This window comes from Acinetobacter sp. UBA5984 (assembly GCF_002429925.1).
GTDB classification, from domain to species: Bacteria; Pseudomonadota; Gammaproteobacteria; order Pseudomonadales; family Moraxellaceae; genus Acinetobacter; species Acinetobacter variabilis.
The window spans coordinates 44,610-64,402 of sequence record NZ_DJBE01000056.1 but is presented as its reverse complement, the minus strand read 5'-3'; the positions used below and the strand labels follow the sequence as shown (position 1 = coordinate 64,402).

Sequence of the window (19,793 nt, the reverse complement as noted above, 5' to 3'; positions counted from 1 at the left end):
TATGCAACAACGTGTCATCGTCGGTATGTCTGGTGGTGTAGATTCATCTGTGTCTGCAGCTCTCCTCCTTCAACAGGGTTATCAGGTTGAAGGTCTTTTCATGAAAAACTGGGAAGAAGATGACGGCACAGAATACTGTACGGCAATGGAAGATCTTGCCGATGCACAAGCCGTTTGCGACAAGATCGGGATCAAACTGCATACCGCCAACTTCGCGATGGAATACTGGGATCGCGTGTTCGAGCATTTTCTGGCTGAATATACTGCTGGCCGTACCCCAAACCCGGATATTTTGTGTAATAAAGAAATCAAATTCCGAGCCTTCCTGGATCATGCGATCAATCTGGGCGCTGACTTTATCGCGACTGGTCACTACTGTCGTCGCGGCAAAACCATGACCAATTCGCGCGGTGAGCAATATGCCCAATTACTGCGTGGTTATGACAATAATAAAGACCAGACTTACTTCCTGCATGCGGTCCATGGTCGTGAAATTAATAAGACCCTGTTCCCTGTCGGCGAAATTGAAAAACCGCAAGTCCGTAAAATTGCAGAAGAATTAGGTCTGGCAACAGCGAAGAAAAAAGATTCTACGGGTATCTGTTTTATTGGTGAACGTCGCTTCAATGACTTCTTAAAGCAATATTTGCCGGCGCAACCTGGAAAAATCGTGCTGGAAGATAGCAAAGAGGTTGGTGATCATCACGGCTTAATGTACTATACGCTCGGCCAACGTGGCGGGATCGGTATTGGCGGTATGAAAGGCGCGGAAGAGGGTGCCTGGTTTGTACTGCATAAAGATATTGAAGGTAACCGTCTGGTGGTGGGTCAAGGTCATGAACATCCACTGATGCACAGTACCATATTGTGGTCTGAAGCGATTGACTGGGTAGCCGGTGAACAGGATATTCCTGAAACAGGTTTCCGCTGTACGGCAAAAACCCGCTACCGTCAGCCTGACCAAGCGTGTACTATTTTCAAGGATCCAGAAACACCAAATGGTGTTCGTGTTGAATTTGATGAGTCGCAACGTGCAGTGACCCCGGGTCAAAGCGTTGTATTCTACTCAGGTGAAGTTTGTTTAGGTGGTGGCGTGATTCATCATACCAATGCGCCTAAACCTGATTTTATTAAAGGATGATTTCGGTATGACGGAGTTACCGTTTCAACAAGCCACAACGTTGAATGTTCGTCAAAATCGTGCGTTGGCGCTAGCGGGGGTTTTTCAGGCCACCCAGCTGACGCATATGACTGCATTGACGGGACAGCAAAGCATTGGTGAAAGCGGTAATTTCTATTTTGAACAGTTGATTAAAGCCAGTTTAAATATCCGTCCAAGTGGCAAGTTAAATGCCCAGACCTTAGACTTCTTTAATCAGCTGGCCGATATTTCCCTCGGTTTAAAAACCCTGGAAAGCAGCATTACCCAACCTTTTAATACTTCCCCAAAATCCAGACTTCCAAAACTTTCATCGACCAAGCTTCCAATGTCCTATGCCATGGCACTTCTTCAGTTAGAAAAGAAGGTCTATAACAATACCAAGTTTGTTGAAATCATCGAACAATCCCAGCAAAAAATCCTCAGACAGCTCTCCTTCTTCGATAACAATTACATGCACCCCAGCATCATTGCCAATCTCGCTCAGACCTATGTCGATACCGCCGGCCAGATCAATCCGCGGATCATGGTGCGTGGCAATGCTGAAGCCTTTAAAGATTCCGGTCATACCAACCGCATCCGTGCTTCACTCTTTACTGGACTGCAAATGGCGCACTTATGGCGTCAGCTTGGCGGCAGTTCATGGGGCATGATTTTTGGCAAGCGCAAGTTGCTACAGGATATCCAAAATCTCGCGCGCTTACAGTTTCAGGTGATCTAAACCATGTTGTTGTACGCGCACCGTTTTTCGTTTAATTCCAAAATTTAGGGAATCGATATGAACGCTTTAACTGCACTTTCTCCATTAGATGGACGCTACGCTAGCAAATGTGATGCGCTGCGCCCTTTTCTTTCTGAGTTTGGTCTGATCCATGCTCGTGTGACTGTTGAAGTGCGTTGGTTACAAGCGCTTGCCAACCGTCCTGAAATCACTGAAGTGCCAGCGTTCTCATCTGAAACCAATGCTGCACTTGATGCGATTGTTGCCAGCTTCTCTGAAGAAGATGCCAACCGCATTAAAGAGATCGAACGTACTACGAACCACGACGTGAAAGCGGTTGAATATTTCCTGAAAGAAAAAATTGCAGGCATTGAAGAACTGAAAAATGCAGGCGAATTCATTCACTTTGCATGTACTTCTGAAGACATCAATAACCTGTCTCATGCATTAATGCTGAAAAGCGGTCGTGATGTACTGGTTGAGTCTATGCAACAAATCATTGATTCAATTGTTGCATTGGCTGAGAAACATGCTGACCAACCAATGTTGTCTCGTACACATGGTCAAACAGCGAGCCCAACAACTTTGGGTAAAGAAATGGCGAACGTGGCTTACCGTCTTGCCCGTCAAATCAAACAGTTCAAGCAAGTTGAGCTACTGGGCAAAATCAATGGCGCAGTGGGTAATTACAACGCGCATCTTTCAGCTTACCCAGACATCAACTGGCCTGCGCATTCACAAGCATTTGTTGAATCTTTAGGTTTGACTTTTAACCCGTACACCACCCAGATCGAGCCACATGACTACATGGCGGAACTGTTTGATGCGCTGCGTCGTTTCAATACTATCCTGATCGATTTCAACCGTGACGTTTGGGGTTATATCTCACTTGGTTTCTTCAAACAAAAATTGAAAGAAGGCGAAGTGGGTTCTTCAACCATGCCGCACAAAGTTAACCCGATTGATTTCGAAAACTCAGAAGGTAACTTGGGTATTGCCAATGCAGTTCTTGCGCATCTAGGTGAAAAACTGCCTATTTCTCGCTGGCAGCGTGACCTGACTGACTCAACTGTTCTTCGTAACATGGGTGTAGGTTTTGCGCAAAGCTTGATCGCGTTTGAAGCTTGCTTAAAAGGCGTGGGTAAACTTGAACTGAATGCTGCACGTATTGATGAAGACTTAGACAATGCTCAAGAAGTCTTGGCTGAACCAATTCAAACGGTTATGCGTCGTTATAATGTTGAAAAACCATATGAAAAATTAAAAGCACTGACTCGTGGTCAAGCCATGACTCGCGACATGATGGTTGATTTCGTAAACGGTAACGAATTAGAAGCTGTTCCTGCAGCGGATCGTGCTCGTTTGGCTGAAATGACACCTGCAACATATACAGGTAATGCATCTGAACAAGCAAAACAAATTAAAGACTTAATCGCTAAAATCTAATTTAGACAATTAAGACCAAAAGCGAAGCTCCGGCTTCGCTTTTTTATTTATAATCATGTCTAACTTTAAGAAAAATGATATAGAAATAGATGATGGATCATCGATTAAGCAGCAAACATTTTGTTAGTTTAGGGATTTTGGCAATTGCGATTATCTTTGCCAGTATTCAACCTTTAGAAATGGAATCTTATCTGCTCCATCAAACAGGTACGGTTTTTATGATCGTTATGTTGATCTTGTGCCTGTATAAAATCGGATTGAGCTTCTTCAGTTTCAACCTTTATCTGGCTTTTCTGCTGATTCATGTGGTTGCTGCACATTATCTGTATTCTTATGTACCTTATAATGAATGGACTCAGACACTCTTTGGCTTTGACCTGAATGCTGCCATGGGCTGGTCACGCAACATGTTTGACCGTTTTGTGCACCTGGCTTTTGGTCTTTTACTCTACCCGGTATTTTACCGGTTGTTTCAGGTCTGGCTGCCGCAGCAGAAACCTGTGGTCATTTTCCTGCTAGTGATTCAGTTTGTGGTGGCCAGCAGCATGCTCTATGAATGGCTGGAATGGCTGATTGCCATTGGTCTATCTCCTGAGGAAGCTGAAAACTATAATGGACAACAAGGTGATATGTGGGATGCACATAAAGATATTTTGCTGGCAACCATTGGCGCTATATTTACGGGGAGTATCATGCTATTACAAAAAAAGCCCATAGAAGCAAGCTCTTAAACTCAGCATCTCATTGAATTAAAGTGTGTCATCACAAATTTAATGAGCTGCATATTTTTCAATTATGGAAGTGGGCAATATCGCATCCAATCATCTTTCATTTTTTGCAATTCATGACCCGTCAATATCTCGCTGTAATAAATAAAATAGGTGGCATCAGGATATTGAATCTCATGGCGGAACATCATGCCACGCAGTGACACAGATAACTCCTCAGGAAAATCCTCTAAATTCAATTCTTCAAACTCGTAATTAAAATAACAATTTTGCGTTGCAAGATATGCTTCAGCGACAGCCATGTTTCTGCTCTAACAGTAAAATATGCTTTATTTTATATGATTTACCTCAGTGCTGGTCGGCATTTCAGTGGGGTCAATCCATTTAACAAACTTAGATTTTGACAAGTGTGGGTATTTAAACTTATCTAAATACTCAAAACAGACCCTTTGCCCTTTCGGCATTTTCTCAAAATGCTGATCGAAATATAAATAACGACTATACTTGGCACCATTGAAGCGAATGATCACGCTTTCATGCTGAGTTCCACCTCGAGTTTTATATACCTGATAAGACTGCACCACACCACATTCTTTCGATGAAGTAACGGGTGGATTATTTGGCTTTAAAACACCATATAATAGAAAAATACATGCACCAGGTAGAAAGCTCAGCCAAAACAGAATCTTCTTCGAATCATTATTTATGAGTTTGGCTTCAGCATAGAGCATACATAACATCGGAATAAACACGATGTTAAAGAATCCCAATAATAAAATAAACGTGAGCATATGAGCCTAGACTCAACCAAAGTACTTCACTTATATCATAATGATTTGATTTCAAAAATAAAAAAGCCCACCAAGTGAGCTTTCCATATCATTTTTAGAGCAATAAATTAAAGTTTCGGATCACGCATCTGAACCAGATTTGAATTGGCTTTGGTTAGCGTATCTACCACTTTATCCATCACCGCGGGGATAAAAGAATCTGCGATTTGTGCTGCTTGCAAACCTAGTTTTTCGCCCAGCGTTGGTTTTTTACGGGTCTGGATTAAATACACATCATGTTGCGGTAAAAGACCTAGCAGATATTCATCAGAAGTTTGCAGTTTATCTACCAGATTCAGGTCTAGGGCATCCTGACCATACCAGTGTTCACCCGTTGCCACTTTTTCAACATTTAACTGTGGACGATATTTTTCCACGAAGTGTTTAAATAAGGCATGTGTCTGTTGCAATTCTTCTTCAAACTTGGCTTTGCCCTCTTCGGTATTTTCACCAAACATGGTCACCGTACGTTTATATTGACCCGCAGTATAAAGTTCAAAATCGATCTTGTTTTCTTTCAGTAGACGGTTAAAGTTTGGCACCTGTGCCACTACCCCAATTGAACCCACAATCGCAAACGGTGCAGAAAGCACTTCATTTGCAATACACGCCATCATATAACCGCCACTGGCTGCAACTTTATCGACACAGATGGTCACATGAAAACCCGCTTCACGTAAGCGCACCAGCTGCGCAGCTGCAAGACCATAACCATGTACCATACCACCCGGACTTTCTAAACGTACAATAACACGATCACGACCAGCTTTGGCTGTAGATAGAATCAGGGTAATTTCTTCACGCAAGCTTTCTACTGCTGACGCAGCCATATCACCTTTAAAATCGAGTACATAGATTTTCTGGTTAGTTTTCTTACGCGCACGCGCTTCTTTTGACAATTGCTGGCTCAATTGCAAAAGTTCCAGTTTAGACGACGTTGTTTGCGCTATTTTTTTTCGTTGCTCATTAATGCGCGCATTCAAATGACTAATACGGATTTCAGCGGGTAATTTGGGGGTATGAAATAACATAAAAATCGGGTCTCAATTATTTATATAGGTTTCAATTTAAGATAAGGTCAAATGAATTTTTTTCAATAGAATATTGTTGTTTAATTGCTGAAACTGAGCAGTATCCATATGGTCTTAGTAAGGCAAAAATAATTCGCACTATAGAAAATTAATACCATGTTGATAACCTGCCCAGACAATAACTCCTAGCAATATAGCAGAATTCGTATATAAGGCTTTTTCCTGCTTTTTGAAATAGAAATTCAAACTGAGTCCATACAGCAATCCAATCAGTATATAAAACATTCTGCCGCCTTGTAATTGATGCCACAGACCACCGATGCTTAAACTTAATGCGATCAGCAGCATCAGAAAAACTGACATCGTTTTGAGTGTTTCCATAGCGGATGCAACCTTTTCTTAACATCTATCTTTTGACAGCTCTGCCATGTCAAAGACGGCATATTCTATAAGAATTTCGGGCACAATAGGATTCGGTTTATTTTTCCACATTTCACTGATTAAATTGATATATCTTATTCTTTCGTTACTTTTGGATATAAAAAAAGAGCTTTTTAGCCCTTCTTTCTTGAGATAAAACTTCTTAACCAAAACGCCCGGTAATATAGGCTTCTGTAAGCTGATGGTCAGGCTGAGTAAAGACTTTCTCGGTCGAGTTGACTTCAATCAGATCACCTAAATGGAAATAAGCAGTCCGATCAGAGACTCGCGCTGCCTGCTGCATGGAGTGAGTCACAATAGCAATGGTGTATTGGGTTGAAAGTTCAGAGATCAGTTCTTCAACTTTAGCTGTTGCAATCGGATCGAGTGCTGAACAAGGTTCATCCATCAGAATCACTTCAGGAGAAACGGCAATCGTCCGTGCAATACATAAACGCTGTTGCTGTCCGCCCGACAACCCTGTACCCGGCTGATTTAAACGGTCTTTGACTTCATCCCACAGCCCTGCCTTACGCAAGCTGTTTTCTACGATTTCTTCCAGATCATATTTATCCCGTGCCAGACCATGCAATTTTGGTCCATAAGCGACATTATCAAAAATTGACTTTGGAAATGGGTTTGGCTTTTGGAAAACCATACCAACTTGTGCACGTAGTAACACCACATCTAGATTTGGATCATAGATATCTTGATTATCCATCATCACTTTACCTGTTACACGGCAGCTATCAATGGTGTCATTCATACGGTTTAAGGTACGTAAGAATGTTGACTTACCACAGCCAGATGGACCAATAAATGCAATCACTTCATTTGCATAAATATTTAGGTCAATTCCTTTAATGGCTTCAGTCTCACCGTAGTAAACATGAACATCTTGTGTGCTAATTTTTACATCAGTAGGTTTGGCATCTTTCTTTTGACTTGTCTGTGTATCGAACTGAGACACAAACGAAGTCGATGGCTGTTTTTGACTGCCCTGAGCAGAGGTAAATTGCGTTGGTTCTGGATTCACGGACTTATCCTGTTCTAAGGAATTCTGTTCTAGAGTAATAACTGTATTCATATAATGCTCTCAATTACCAGCGTACTTCAAATTTCTTACGTAGCCAAATGGCTAGACTGTTTAAGCCAATCATCAGTGCAAGAAGTACAATAATCGCTGCTGCGGTACGTCCTTCGAAGAAGTTACGCAATTCATTCCCCTGCCATAAGAAAATCTGAACAGGTAAAGCAGTCGATTGATCAAGTGGCGTAGCAGGTACGTTTGCAACGAAGGCGCTCATACCAATGAGTAATAGTGGTGCTGTTTCACCTAAAGCTTGGGCAACACCAATAATACCGCCCGTTAAAATACCCGGCAAAGCCAATGGCAATACATGGTGGAAAACTGTTTGTAAGCGTGATGCACCTAAGCCTAAAGCGGCTTGGCGAATCGAAGGTGGAACGGCTTTTAAAGATGCACGCGTTGTAATAATTACGGTTGGTAGTGTCATTAAACTTAAGACCAAACCACCCACAACAGGTGCAGAAAGTGGCATATGCATCCAACCAATAAAGATTGCTGCACCCAACAAACCAAATACGATCGATGGTACTGCTGCAAGGTTATTGATGTTGACTTCAATAATGTCAGTAATCCAGTTTTTCGGTGCAAATTCTTCAAGGTAAATAGCAGATGCCACACCAATTGGAATAGACAACACAATCACAATCAGCATCATAAATAGCGAGCCCATAAATGCGCCTGCTAAGCCAGAAGTTGCTGGTGAACTACGTGAATCTGGATTTTTAAAGATTTCTGTATTGAAGCTATTCGTGATTACACCATCGGCTTTTAACTGATCGGCCAATTGACGTACTTCAGGGCTCAGCTGTTGCTGTTCATCTGGAAGACTACGGTCAATATTACCTGCTAACCATACATCGACATTCGCATCAGCTAAAATTCTGAAGTCCTGCGTTTTACCAATCAGTGACGGATCTTTCATCACCATATCACGTAAGCGATAAGCTTCGGAACTGGTGTAAATACTATTCAACTCATCACTTTGATTTGCAATTTCAGGTGCTTTTTTAACAATGCCATTAACAATGAGCGCATCCCAATCCACCATACCCATTTCAGTTTGCCAAGCGATAAAACGCTCTTCAAACTGTGCAGGTGACTCACCTCCTTTTTGAACCGGTTTAGGACCGACTTGAATAATTGCTGGATCAAAAAACACTGGCACAGTCATGCTACTTTGCCAAAATGCAGGTAAGCCTTTTGCCAAGATACTGCCAAATAGCAAAGCAACAAATAATAAACCTGTAATGACCGCACCGAAGCCAAACATACGAAATGTCTTTTCTTTACGGTGACGCTTTGCCAATGAGCTTTCGATGATTTTTTTACGCTTTTCACGCTGCTCAGCAGCAGCTTGCGGATCGAATGTTTGATCCATATTTGATGTATTAATCGTACTCATTCGTATTGCTCACGGTATTTACGCACGATGTACAGCGCAACAATATTCAGACCTAAAGTAATTACAAACAGCGTTAAGCCCAATGCAAAAGCAACCAAGGCCTGAGGACTCGCAAAATCTGTATCACCTGTTAATTGATTCACAATGGTAATTGTGACTGTCGAAACCGCTTCGAGTGGATTGATATGTAACAGCGGACTATTACCAGCGGCTAGTACCACAATCATGGTTTCACCAATGGCACGTGATGCTGCAAGCAAGAACGCACCGATAATACCTGGCAATGCTGCTGGAATAACCACTTGGCGAATCGTTTCAGATTTTGTCGCACCTAATCCGAGTGAACCATCACGTAGTGCTCGTGGCACTTGAGTAATGATGTCATCTGATAATGAAGAGACAAATGGAATAATCATAATGCCCATGACAAAACCAGCGGTTAAGGCACTTGTCGCATTAATTTCGAGCCCAATCATTGCGCCTAAATCTTTAGCAAATGGACCAATGACCATTAAAGCAAAGACACCATAAACAATGGTTGGAATACCTGCCAATACTTCAATCGCAGGTTTTGCCCATGAACGAAAACTTGGTTTTGCATATTCAGCAAGATAGATCGCAATCATTAAACCAACAGGAACAGCTACCAATAATGCGATACCACTCACCATGAGCGTACCCCACAATAAAGGTAACAAGCCGTAACTGCCTTCTGCACTTCCCGAAGTACTAAAACCTGGGTTCCATTCAGTACCAAAGAAGAAGTCGAGAGGATTAACAAAACTAAAGAAGCGCATTGCTTCACTAAACATCGACATGACAATACCGACAGTGGTCAAAATCGCCACGCCTGAACATAGTGCCAATGCTACATTTAAGACTTTTTCAACTTGATTTCGTGCACGATATTTTTCTGCAATGCGACGTTTAGCCATCACTAAACCAATCAATGCCGCACTTACAACAACTGCTAATTTCGCGAATGAACCAATGTTCTCAATTTTCTTTAACTGTTCTGCTGCTGCAAGTTCATAAGCAGCTGGTGTATCGCTCACCCCAAAACCCGAAGCCAATGCTTGTACACGCTCAACCATCACGCTTGTACTCGCCGGATCTAGCGTCGCACGAATTTGTTCAGGCACATGATTTAAAATGACTTGTTGAAAAATACTTGGTTCAACTAAATTCCAAACAATCAGAATTAAAAATGCTGGGATACCACACCACAACGCGACCAATGCACCATAGTAACCCGGTCGAGAATGCAGCATCGCTGAGTTATTCCCTTTACCTGCAAGTTTACGGCTCTTGGTTAAGCCAACTTGATAGGCAATGGCAATAATCGCCAGTAACACACCAATGAGGAGCAGATTCATGTAATCTCCACTGTTTCTTCAATTACACACTTTGAAAAAACGGTTTCTTTGCAAAAAACCAAAGGCAGGTCGACCCTGCCATTGGCTATTTCCATACTTTTATTTAACAGCTTTACCCGCTTTGAAGTTTGCTAGTACCGCAGCACGTTCTTTGTCAGACATTGAAATCAGACCAGCTTTTTCAAGCTTAGAACCTTTACCAGATACTTTTTTGCTTACAAAGAATTCTGTAAATTCTTTCAAGCCTTTGATTGATTTAAGATGTTCACCTTTCACGTAGAAGAACAATGGACGTGATACAGGGTAAGAACCATTCAGAATTGTTTTCTCAGATGGAGCTACGTTGTTAACTGTCGCTACACGTAATTTGTCACGGTTTTGATCATAGAAACCTAAACCAAAAACACCGACTGCATTTGGAGATGTTTTTAAACGTGCCAGTGTTTCAGTGTAGTCGCCAGAAATTTCAATCACACGGCCATCTTTACGGAATGTAGAACATGCCTTTTTCTGTGCATCTTTATCTAACTTCGCAAATGCTTGGTAAGTTTCACAGCCAGCATCAACCATTTTTTCTTGGAACACTTCACGTGTACCGTGGTTTGATGCAGGAATCACTAAAGTGATTGCTTCATTTGGAAGTGTTGGATCAATTTGGTTCCAACGTGTATATGGGTTTGCAACCATTTTACCGTTAGATGGTAATTCAGCAGCTAAAGCAGCGAATACATGTTGTGGACGTAATTTGAATGCCGCTTTTTTAGCGTTTGATGCAAACACGATACCGTCATAACCTACTTTAATCTCAAGAACTTGGTTTACACCTGCTTTTTTACAAGCTGCAAGTTCAGTGTCTTTAATTTTACGAGATGCATTAGCAATATCGATAGTGTTATCACCAACGCCATTACAGAATTGTTTCAAACCACCCGAAGTACCACCAGAACCTACAACAGGTGCTTTAAATTGTGGGAATGTATTACCAAACTCTTCTGCAACAATACTCGCGTAAGGCAAAACTGTAGAAGAACCAGCAATTTGGATCGTGTCACGAGCTGCATTTGCAGTTGTTGCAACAGCTACCCCTGAAAGTGCCAACGCAATTGCGATATGATTGAAGCGCATTCTCATCTCTCTTTATTGATGCATTTATTGGAGTACGCCACTTTCTAATAAAGTCTTGTACTTTTTCGATACACGCATTTTGATTTTAGAATATGACAGCCGGGTTACAGCTTTATGACGGTTTTATGATAATTAATTCGTTACCTGCTCAAGACAATATAATAGAAAAAAGACCCTTTTCAGGGCCTTTCTATTTAAGTGGTGGGTTCAGTAGATTCAGGCAAGAGTACCGGTTTCTTGCGATATTTCATCACATACATCACCGTCAAAAACAGCAACCAGACCGGCACCAATGCAACGGCAATCTGCATTTCTTTGGTAAAGCTCATGATCATTAAAATCATGATGATAAATGAAATTGTCAGGTAATTACTCCAGCGGCCAAACAGGCTTGGGAATGCGGTCGTCTGCTGCTGTTCCTGCATGGCTTTTCTGAATTTCAAATGGGTCAGTGAAATCATCAGCCAGTTAATTACCAAAGCAGAAACCACCAGTAGCATCAGAATACCGAAAGCTTCACCCGGCATGAGGTAATTCATTAATACACAGATACCGGAGACTGCTGCCGAGAATAGAACAGCATTTACTGGGATACCCCGGCGGTTAATTTTCTTTAAAAATGCCGGTGCATTACCCTGTTGAGCCAGACCCAACAACATGCGGGTATTACAATAAATACAGCTGTTATAGACCGAAAGTGCAGCAACCAGAACTACAAAATTAAGAACATTCGCCACACCATGACTGTTCAATGACTGGAAAATCATTACGAACGGACTACCGCCCTGCGCCACCAGATTCCATGGATACAGACATAGCAACACGCCAATGGCACCAATATAGAAAATCAGTACACGGTAGACAATCTGATTCACTGCTTTTGGAATGGTCTTTTCTGGATTTTTGGTTTCACTGGCGGCAATACCAATCAGCTCCAGCCCACCAAATGCAAACATAATCACGGCAAGTGCCATCATAAAACCTGACCAGCCCTCAGGGAAAAATCCGCCATGCTGCCACAAATTTGTCACACTGGCCTGACTTCCTGCAGAACCGCTAAACAGCAGATAGATCCCGAATCCGATCATGCTTAAAATGGCAATAATCTTGACCATGGAAAATATAAATTCACTCTCACCGAAGAATTTGACATTGACCAGATTAATACCATTCATGAGCAGGAAGAATGCCAGTGCCGTGAGCCAGATCGGAATCTCCGGCCACCAGAACTGAACGAAAGTACCAATTGCACTCAACTCAGCCATACTGACTAATACATAGAGCACCCAATAGTTCCAGCCTGAAATAAAGCCTGCTTTTTTGCCCCAGTATTTATTGGCAAAATAACTGAATGAACCACTAACCGGTTCATGCACCACCATCTCACCCAATTGGCGCATGATCAGAAATGCAATGATGCCAGCAATGGCATAGCCTAAAAGTACTGATGGACCTGCCAGCTGAATCGTATGTGATAAACCTAAAAATAATCCTGTACCGATCGCTCCGCCTAAGGCGATTAGCTGGATATGCCGGTTGGAAAGCTGTTTTTTTAATTGATGATCTTCAACATCCATATTGTCACTCCTTGTGAACAATTTTTTTAATTTCTACATTTTGCTAGATTGCCTTTTTGTAGGGAGGTGTATTCTGCTCAACCAGCTGCTTATAACCATATTCACCATAGTCATAGCGTGCCACGACTTCAGCAAACTGTTTTAAGCGTTGTGGCGCATCCATACGTGGGAGTTGCAGTTCAATCAGACATAATTCCTCAGCCTGATGAACCTGTGCGAGTGTACGCTTTAATTCTGCCGGGGTTTTGACTATATGAGCCTGATGCGGGGTATCTGCAGAAAAGACTTGGGCAAACTGGCTGTATTGCCAGTTCTGAACATCGTTGTACTTGGCATTTTCACCCATAATCAAACGTTCAATGGTATAGCCGCCATTATTTAAAATAAAAATGACGGGTTTTAAGCCTTCTCTTAATAAGGTAGAAAGCTCCTGAATGGTTAGCTGAATCGAACCATCTCCAATAAATAACAGATGACGGCGCTTTGGTGCAGCAAGCATACTACCAAGCAAGGCAGGCAAGGTATAACCAATCGAGCCCCAGATCGGTTGAACCAGATACTTAGCAGTCACAGGTAAAGTCAATCCTGATAAACCTGCATTGGCAGTGCCCACTTCTGCCACAATCACATCATCTTCCTGTAAGAACTCAGAAATTTGCTGCCAGAGTGCAGTTTGGCTAAGCGCAGTATTTTCTTCGATCTGTTGAGTTTGTAACGATGGTTTCGGTGCAGGATTAAAAGTACGTGGTTGATCATCTAAAGTCTGTTTTGAGATGGCTTGGATCAATTGAACTAAATCCAGTCCACTGATCATCTGCCCATCCAAGCAAAGACAGGAATCCGCCAGATACAGCATATTTTGTGCGGATACACGATGTGAGAAAAATGCTGTGGCAACATCGGTAAAACGTGGCCCAATGGCAATCAGGCAATCTGACTGCTCTACCAACTGATAAGTCGATGCTGCGCTTGCTGCACCTGCATAAACGCCCGCATATAAGGGGTGACTTTCATTCATGATATTTTTGGCAGTAGACAGACAGGTATAGGGAATCTGCATGCGCTCAGCCCAATTTTGCAGCATATCGGTAAGCTGGAAAATTTCTGCTTCATTGTCAATGAGCAGGACTGGCTGACGTGCCTGTTTGATGCGTTTGGCTATCCGTGCCGCAGTTTCTTGCAGAAGTTTTGGATCACTCTGTGGACGGCTCAGATCCAGAGGCTGCTTAGGTACTTTAATCTGAAGATGGGTAATATCCGATGGAAGCTGAATATGAACCGGTCGACGCATCAATATACATTGCTTCAATACCCGGTCAATTTCACTCACTGCATTGGCTGGAGTCAAACGTGTCTGTGCTACGGTAAATTCGCGCATGCAGTTCATGATATTGTCATAATCGCCATCGATCAGAGTATGGTGTAACAAAGCACCCTGTTCTACGGCATGTAAAGGCGGAATACCGGAAATATGCACCATGGCAACCTGCTCGGCATATGCACCTGCAATGCCGTTAATCGCGCTCAGGTCACCCACACCATAAGTAGTGAGCAAAGCACCGACACCATGCAGACGTGCATAACCATCTGCTGCATAAGCTGCATTTAGCTCATTACAGTTACCGATAAATTCCAGTTTTGGATCAATTTCGATCTGTTCTAAATAGGAGAGATTAAAGTCACCTGGCACACCAAAAATATGCTGAATTCCTAGTTCTTGCAGGCGCTGATTAAGGTACTGACCAATTTCCATAAACATTATTATTTTCCCTATCACTTATTATGCTTCAATTACAGAATATTGCATTTCATTTTCTGATTTCGTGCATAATGCAAGTCACAATGATTCAAAAACACATAAAACGTGTATCGGATAAGGATTCAGTGCAATGGATAAATTTGACTGGAAAATCATCCAGGCTTTGCAAAAAAATGGGCGCCTGACGAATCAGGAAATCGGGGATTTAATCGGTCTGTCAGCCTCTCAATGTTCTAGACGGCGTCAGCTGCTGGAGCAAAAAGGAATTATTTTGGGTTATAGCGCCTGCATTCATCCTGAAGCTTTGGGAATTGCAGTTTTGGCTATGGTTCAGGTCAATCTCAAAACACATGACGCAGCAGCCAAGATCGCTTTTCAACAATTGATTGAAGAAGAAGAAGCCATTCAGGAAGCTTTTTCTTTAAGTGGTGATGCAGATTTCATGTTAAAAGTAGGCGCTAAAAATCTGGAAATGCTGGCAAATTTTGTGACTGAAAAATTGCTGAGCTGTAATTTTATTGGTCATATCAAATCTTATATTGTCTTAGATAAATTCAAGCAATTACATTTTGATTTTCAGGCTGCCCGCCCTTTATTACGTTGATATATTTTAAGTAAAAGAAAAAAGCTCAAGTTCAACTTGAGCTTTTTTTGATTTAATTTTTATTGATATGAACAACCTGCTGAATCGTATTTTCGAGCAGGCCACTCAGTCCGAACTGGGCACCGATACCTGAATGCTTCCATCCACCAAAAGGTACATGCGGGAAAATCTCACCATGCGTATTGATCCATGCCGTACCACAACTCAGCCGTTGAGCAAACTGCTGCGCCTGCCCCAGATCGGATGACCAGATTGAGCCACCTAAACCAAAATCCGTATTGTTGGCTTCAGTCAGTACTTCTTCAATATCGTGATAACGGATCAAAGGTAATACCGGACCAAACTGCTCTTCCTGTACCAGACGGCTATCTGGGCTTACCTTGGTCACAATCGTTGGTGCAATAAAATAGCCTGTATCCGGTAGATTCTGACCAGATGTCATGACTATTGCCCCTTCATCCCGGGCTTCCTGAATCATGGCCTGAACTTTTTGGTATTGCTTAATATTTTGTACCGGACCAAAAGTAGTCGTCTCGGCTAAACCATCTCCCAGAGATTGTTGCTGTGCGACTTTTACTAATTCCTGTGCCAGTGCATCATACTGGCTGTCATGCACATAAAGACGCTTCAACGCAGCACAGGTCTGGCCCATGTTGATAAAAGCTCCATGAAAGATTCGGACTGCCATTGCCTGAAAGTCGGTATCTGGCAAAACAATGCCTGCATCATTGCCACCAAGTTCCAGTGTCAGATGCTTGAAAGTCGCAGCTGCGTTCTGCATGATTCTTTGACCAGTTGCGGTCGAACCGGTAAATACCACTTTGGCAATTGCAGGGTGACTGGTCAGCTTAGCCCCAACTTCGCCGCCACCTGTAAGTATAGATACGACTCCAGGTGCAACTTCTTGCTGAATCAACTCACCGAGTCGAAGGGTCGACAATGGGGTAAATTCTGAAGGTTTATTGATGACCACATTGCCAGCGCGAATTGCCGGCATGATATGCCAGACAGCAATCATTAAAGGCCAGTTCCATGGAGTGACCGATGCCACAATCCCTAAAGGCCGATGATGCAGTTCGATCCGTTTATTGGCATCATCCTGTAAGATTTCAGTTTCAATCTTGAGTTCTGCCTGATAGCGGGTCCAGGCAATGGCCCCACCGACTTCAAATTCAGCCAGCGCATAAGGTTTGCCCTGCTCCTGCACCACCAAACGCGCTAACTCTTCCCGATGTTCTTCAATATGATCCGCAATACGATGCAAGATTGACTGTCGCGTGGCATCATCCGTATTTTTCCATTGATGAAAAGCTTGCTCGGCACTACGGATGGTGTCTTCAATTTGTGCTTCTGAGGGAGAGGAACACAGTGCCAATACCTGCTCATCAGCAGGATTGATCACTACAAAACTTTCGGCAGCGCCTTGTATCATTTTTCCTTGAATAATACAGCCAACGGGTTGGGATACATGCAAATTAGTCATCTCTTCATCCTGAATTAGATATTTTTGTTGTTCCCTGACATTAGCTGATTTTGTCTGAATGGAGCTTGCATATCACATTAGGCATAAAGTCCTGAATGCACATTTTGTGCATGAAAAATAGAATAAGCATCTTTCAGAATGCTTTTTAAGCGCTTCAAATATCGCTTCCTTTAATTTTTTTGCCTATAGCTCATTCTTCCTTACATCCTGTTCGAATTTATGCAACAGGATGTCCTGATCTTTGAAATTTCGTAGAACATCACATTGGCCTATATTGAAATAAAGAATTACAGTGATAGCACCATGAACAGCACCACCATTCCAGTTTTCAATCCCGATTTACCGATTCACATGACATTTGAAGAACATGACTGGCATCTCCTGGCTCAATATTGGTATCCAGTGGCCTTAGCCCGTGATGTCTCTGAACAGCCGCTAGGGATAATGTTGCTAGATATGCCACTGGTCATTTACAAGATGCAGGATGAACTGATCGTGGCCAAAGATGCCTGTCCGCATCGTGGTGTGCCCTTAAGTCTGGGAAAAAATAATGGTCAAGGCGTGGTCTGTCCTTATCATGGCTTGCGCTTTGGTACACAAGGTAAATGCAACCGTATCCCTGCACATCCACAGCATAAAATTTCAGATCGGTTTCATTTACGGACCTATGCCGCGGTTGAACGTTATGGTCTGATCTGGTGTTCACTGACAGCTGACAAAAATGCTGAACCAAATATTCCAGTAATGCCTTATTGGAATGATGCAGATTATCAGCAACTGGTTTGCCCACAAGTCGACATCAAATGTTTTGCTGGCAGACAGCTAGAAGGCTTTATTGATGTAGCCCATTTTGCCTGGGTACATCCGGATACCTTTGGCGATCCAGATGATGTCGAAGTCTCAAATTACACCACAACGGAAACAGAATATGGTTTCATTGCCAACTATATCAGCAGTGTTGGCCGTTATCCGATTGGGTTAGATCAGCGCGGTCAGGAAGATTTTAAATGGCTACGACATTTTGAAATTAGTCTGCCCTTTACCGCGACCCTGACCATCCATTTCCCTAATGATGCCAAACAGGTGATTATGAATGCAGCCTCACCGATGACCGCCCGTCAGACCCGACTATTTGCTCCTATCTGTCGTAATTATGATAAAGACTTACCCGTCGAAGAAGCCTATGATTTTAATCTGAAGATTTTTGAAGAAGATCGTCTGATTGTCGAAAATCAGAAGCCTGAGTTTTTACCGCTGGACTTATCTCTGGAAGCACATTTCCCGGCAGATCGCAGCTCCAGCATGTACCGCAAACTGTTAAGGAAAAAAGGCTTTAGTCCTTTATTTGCAGCTTAATTTTATTTAAAAATCATTATCTATGTGTCAGCCAAATTCCAATAAAAAAGGAGATCTTAACGATCTCCTTTTTCACACCATCACAGCTTATGCGATTGGCGGTGTATAAGTACCATTAGCGATTGAATCCTTGATACGATCCGCTTCTGCAAGCACCAGTGCCAACAGGTTCTTCACATTATCAAGCGTTGCAACCGGACTCAAAGTGGTCATTTTCAGAGATTGAACCTGACCGACTTTGGTGACGCCAATGTTCGCTTCACCACGCGCAAACAGTTCATCTGCGACGTTCTGGTTCAAGGCATCGACAAACTCAGCTGGATAGCCTGCTGGAACCACACGGAATAATACCGATGCAAATTGTGGCTCAACCAGAAGTTCCAGACCATCAGTTGCCTTGATGTAATCTGCCACTTCGCGAGTCAATTTTACGCCATGGTCGATCATCGAGCCATAAAGCTCTTCACCCAGCGCTTCTACGGTCATCCACAATTTCAACGCGTCAAAACGACGAGTCGTTTGTAGAGACTTCGATACCAGGTTAGGAACACCGTGCTCTTCATCATAAGCAGAGTTCAGGTATTCTGCTTCATAGTGCATGAAACGATAATTCTCTTCATCTTTCAGCAAGAATGCACCACATGAAATGGTCTGGAAGTAATGCTTATGGAAATCCAGTGTCACAGAATCAGACAGCTCGATACCATCCAGCATAGAACGATAGTCATTCGACAGGATCAGCGCACCACCCCATGCTGCGTCGATATGCATCCACGCGCCATATTTATTGGTGATTTCACGAATCTGTTTCAGTGGATCAATTGCGCCAGCATCAGTCGTACCCGCTGTTGCGACTACACATGCCACGATCTTGCCTTCAGACTGAAGATGCGCCATGGTTTTTTCCAGCGCATCAACGTCCATCTGAGCATTTTCATTCACACGAACAGTCACCACAGACTGGAAGCCCATGCCCATCATCGCCATGTTCTTTTGCACAGAGAAGTGTGCATTTTCAGAACAGATCACTTTGACGTTACGCATTGCATCTGCAGGGATGCCGTCACGCTGAACAGACCACGGATTACCGTTTTCGTCTTTCCAGTTTTTCGCGATACAGGCATCACGTGCCAGTAATACACCCATCAGGTTGGATTGGGTACCACCAGAAGTGAACACACCTGCCTGACCTGAGCCATAGCCAACTTTCTGACGTAGCCAGTCAATCAGCTGCACTTCCATCAAAGAACCTGCCGGGCTTTGATCCCAAGAGTCCATTGACTGGTTAGTGGCATTAATGAGCACTTCCGCGATCTGGCTGGTGACCATCGTCGGGCAATGCAAATGTGCTAGCGAATGCGGATGATGTACTTTCAAGCTCTTGTTGAGGAATAGCTCAACCATACGCTCTAAAGATTTCTGTACGCCCAAGCCTTCTTTAGAAGGATTGAACGCAATTGCGCTACGCAATTCCTTGATGCTACCGCCGGTATACATCTTGTCGTTTTGCAACCATGCTGCAACCGCTTTGGTCGCCTGATCCATCGCCGACTCATAGTCAGCGATAGATGCAGCATCATTGCAGAGTAACGCTTTACGGTGTTCTGCAAAATCTACCATGAATTACGCGCCTCGAACTGCGACTAGAGCTTCAGCAACCGCTTTCTTGAAGCGAACCAGAACTTC

18 protein-coding genes are annotated in these 19,793 nt (G+C 43.0%); 6 read left to right on the top strand and 12 right to left on the bottom strand.

The window, feature by feature from the left end; genetic code table 11:
• Nucleotide 1 precedes the first annotated feature (1 nt).
• The 4 genes from mnmA to B3J29_RS09645 all read left to right on the top strand — a co-directional run bounded on the left by mnmA (nt 2) and on the right by B3J29_RS09645 (nt 4,057).
• Nucleotides 2–1,141, top strand: a complete 1,140-nt coding sequence (gene mnmA / locus B3J29_RS09660; protein WP_005234972.1) for a tRNA 2-thiouridine(34) synthase MnmA — start codon at nt 2–4, stop codon at nt 1,139–1,141.
• 7 nt (nt 1,142–1,148) lie between these two features.
• The gene (hflD, locus tag B3J29_RS09655; RefSeq protein WP_286965163.1) at nt 1,149–1,880 is read left to right on the top strand and encodes a high frequency lysogenization protein HflD; all 732 of its coding nucleotides are present in this window, start codon (nt 1,149–1,151) and stop codon (nt 1,878–1,880) included.
• A 57-nt stretch (nt 1,881–1,937) separates the two neighbouring features.
• Nucleotides 1,938–3,326, top strand: coding sequence for an adenylosuccinate lyase (gene purB, locus B3J29_RS09650; RefSeq protein WP_034170034.1), 1,389 nt, complete (start codon nt 1,938–1,940; stop codon nt 3,324–3,326).
• Nucleotides 3,327–3,415: 89 nt separating this feature from the next.
• On the top strand, nt 3,416–4,057 hold the full coding sequence (locus B3J29_RS09645) for a DUF2238 domain-containing protein (RefSeq protein ID WP_005234963.1): 642 nt from the start codon (nt 3,416–3,418) through the stop codon (nt 4,055–4,057).
• 62 nt (nt 4,058–4,119) lie between these two features.
• Here the strand turns inward: B3J29_RS09645 and B3J29_RS09640 are convergent, their stop codons facing one another.
• The 10 genes from B3J29_RS09640 to B3J29_RS09595 all read right to left on the bottom strand — a co-directional run bounded on the left by B3J29_RS09640 (nt 4,120) and on the right by B3J29_RS09595 (nt 14,664).
• Entirely contained in the window at nt 4,120–4,356 is a 237-nt protein-coding gene (locus tag B3J29_RS09640) for a hypothetical protein (RefSeq protein WP_005234962.1), read from the bottom strand.
• Nucleotides 4,357–4,383: 27 nt separating this feature from the next.
• Nucleotides 4,384–4,845, bottom strand: coding sequence for a hypothetical protein (locus B3J29_RS09635; RefSeq protein WP_005234958.1), 462 nt, complete (start codon nt 4,843–4,845; stop codon nt 4,384–4,386).
• A 107-nt stretch (nt 4,846–4,952) separates the two neighbouring features.
• The gene (gene sohB, locus B3J29_RS09630; RefSeq protein ID WP_005234956.1) at nt 4,953–5,915 is read right to left on the bottom strand and encodes a protease SohB; all 963 of its coding nucleotides are present in this window, start codon (nt 5,913–5,915) and stop codon (nt 4,953–4,955) included.
• A 138-nt stretch (nt 5,916–6,053) separates the two neighbouring features.
• Nucleotides 6,054–6,296: a hypothetical protein gene (locus B3J29_RS09625; RefSeq protein WP_034170036.1), complete on the bottom strand. Its 243-nt coding sequence runs from the start codon at nt 6,294–6,296 to the stop codon at nt 6,054–6,056.
• 202 nt (nt 6,297–6,498) lie between these two features.
• The gene (pstB, locus tag B3J29_RS09620) at nt 6,499–7,422 is read right to left on the bottom strand and encodes a phosphate ABC transporter ATP-binding protein PstB (protein ID WP_005234950.1); all 924 of its coding nucleotides are present in this window, start codon (nt 7,420–7,422) and stop codon (nt 6,499–6,501) included.
• Nucleotides 7,423–7,435: 13 nt separating this feature from the next.
• Nucleotides 7,436–8,827 carry a phosphate ABC transporter permease PstA gene (pstA, locus tag B3J29_RS09615; protein ID WP_005234946.1) on the bottom strand — a complete coding sequence of 464 codons (1,392 nt, stop codon included), beginning with the start codon at nt 8,825–8,827 and terminating at the stop codon, nt 7,436–7,438.
• Nucleotides 8,824–10,203: a phosphate ABC transporter permease subunit PstC gene (pstC, locus tag B3J29_RS09610; protein ID WP_005234942.1), complete on the bottom strand. Its 1,380-nt coding sequence runs from the start codon at nt 10,201–10,203 to the stop codon at nt 8,824–8,826. The genes pstA and pstC overlap by 4 nt, the downstream gene beginning before the upstream one ends.
• A gap of 99 nt (nt 10,204–10,302) precedes the next feature.
• Nucleotides 10,303–11,328, bottom strand: a complete 1,026-nt coding sequence (locus tag B3J29_RS09605; protein ID WP_005234940.1) for a substrate-binding domain-containing protein — start codon at nt 11,326–11,328, stop codon at nt 10,303–10,305.
• 194 nt (nt 11,329–11,522) lie between these two features.
• Nucleotides 11,523–12,905 carry an amino acid permease gene (locus tag B3J29_RS09600; RefSeq protein ID WP_175967280.1) on the bottom strand — a complete coding sequence of 461 codons (1,383 nt, stop codon included), beginning with the start codon at nt 12,903–12,905 and terminating at the stop codon, nt 11,523–11,525.
• A 43-nt stretch (nt 12,906–12,948) separates the two neighbouring features.
• Nucleotides 12,949–14,664 (bottom strand): alpha-keto acid decarboxylase family protein, encoded by a 1,716-nt coding sequence (locus tag B3J29_RS09595; protein ID WP_175967278.1) that lies wholly within the window; start codon nt 14,662–14,664, stop codon nt 12,949–12,951.
• A 130-nt stretch (nt 14,665–14,794) separates the two neighbouring features.
• Between B3J29_RS09595 and B3J29_RS09590 the strand changes: the two genes are divergently transcribed.
• Nucleotides 14,795–15,268 carry an Lrp/AsnC family transcriptional regulator gene (locus tag B3J29_RS09590; RefSeq protein WP_034170074.1) on the top strand — a complete coding sequence of 158 codons (474 nt, stop codon included), beginning with the start codon at nt 14,795–14,797 and terminating at the stop codon, nt 15,266–15,268.
• Between the two features lie 52 nt (nt 15,269–15,320).
• On the opposite strand, the gene B3J29_RS09585 is transcribed toward B3J29_RS09590, so the two are convergent.
• A complete protein-coding gene (locus B3J29_RS09585; RefSeq protein ID WP_414632206.1) occupies nt 15,321–16,751 on the bottom strand; it encodes an aldehyde dehydrogenase family protein in 1,431 nt (476 codons plus the stop codon).
• 303 nt (nt 16,752–17,054) lie between these two features.
• On the opposite strand from B3J29_RS09585, the gene B3J29_RS09580 reads away from it, so the two are divergent.
• Nucleotides 17,055–18,107 carry an aromatic ring-hydroxylating oxygenase subunit alpha gene (locus tag B3J29_RS09580; protein ID WP_286965151.1) on the top strand — a complete coding sequence of 351 codons (1,053 nt, stop codon included), beginning with the start codon at nt 17,055–17,057 and terminating at the stop codon, nt 18,105–18,107.
• Nucleotides 18,108–18,194: 87 nt separating this feature from the next.
• Here the strand turns inward: B3J29_RS09580 and B3J29_RS09575 are convergent, their stop codons facing one another.
• Nucleotides 18,195–19,727 (bottom strand): pyridoxal phosphate-dependent decarboxylase family protein, encoded by a 1,533-nt coding sequence (locus B3J29_RS09575; protein ID WP_034170041.1) that lies wholly within the window; start codon nt 19,725–19,727, stop codon nt 18,195–18,197.
• Nucleotides 19,728–19,793: the final 66 nt, after the last annotated feature.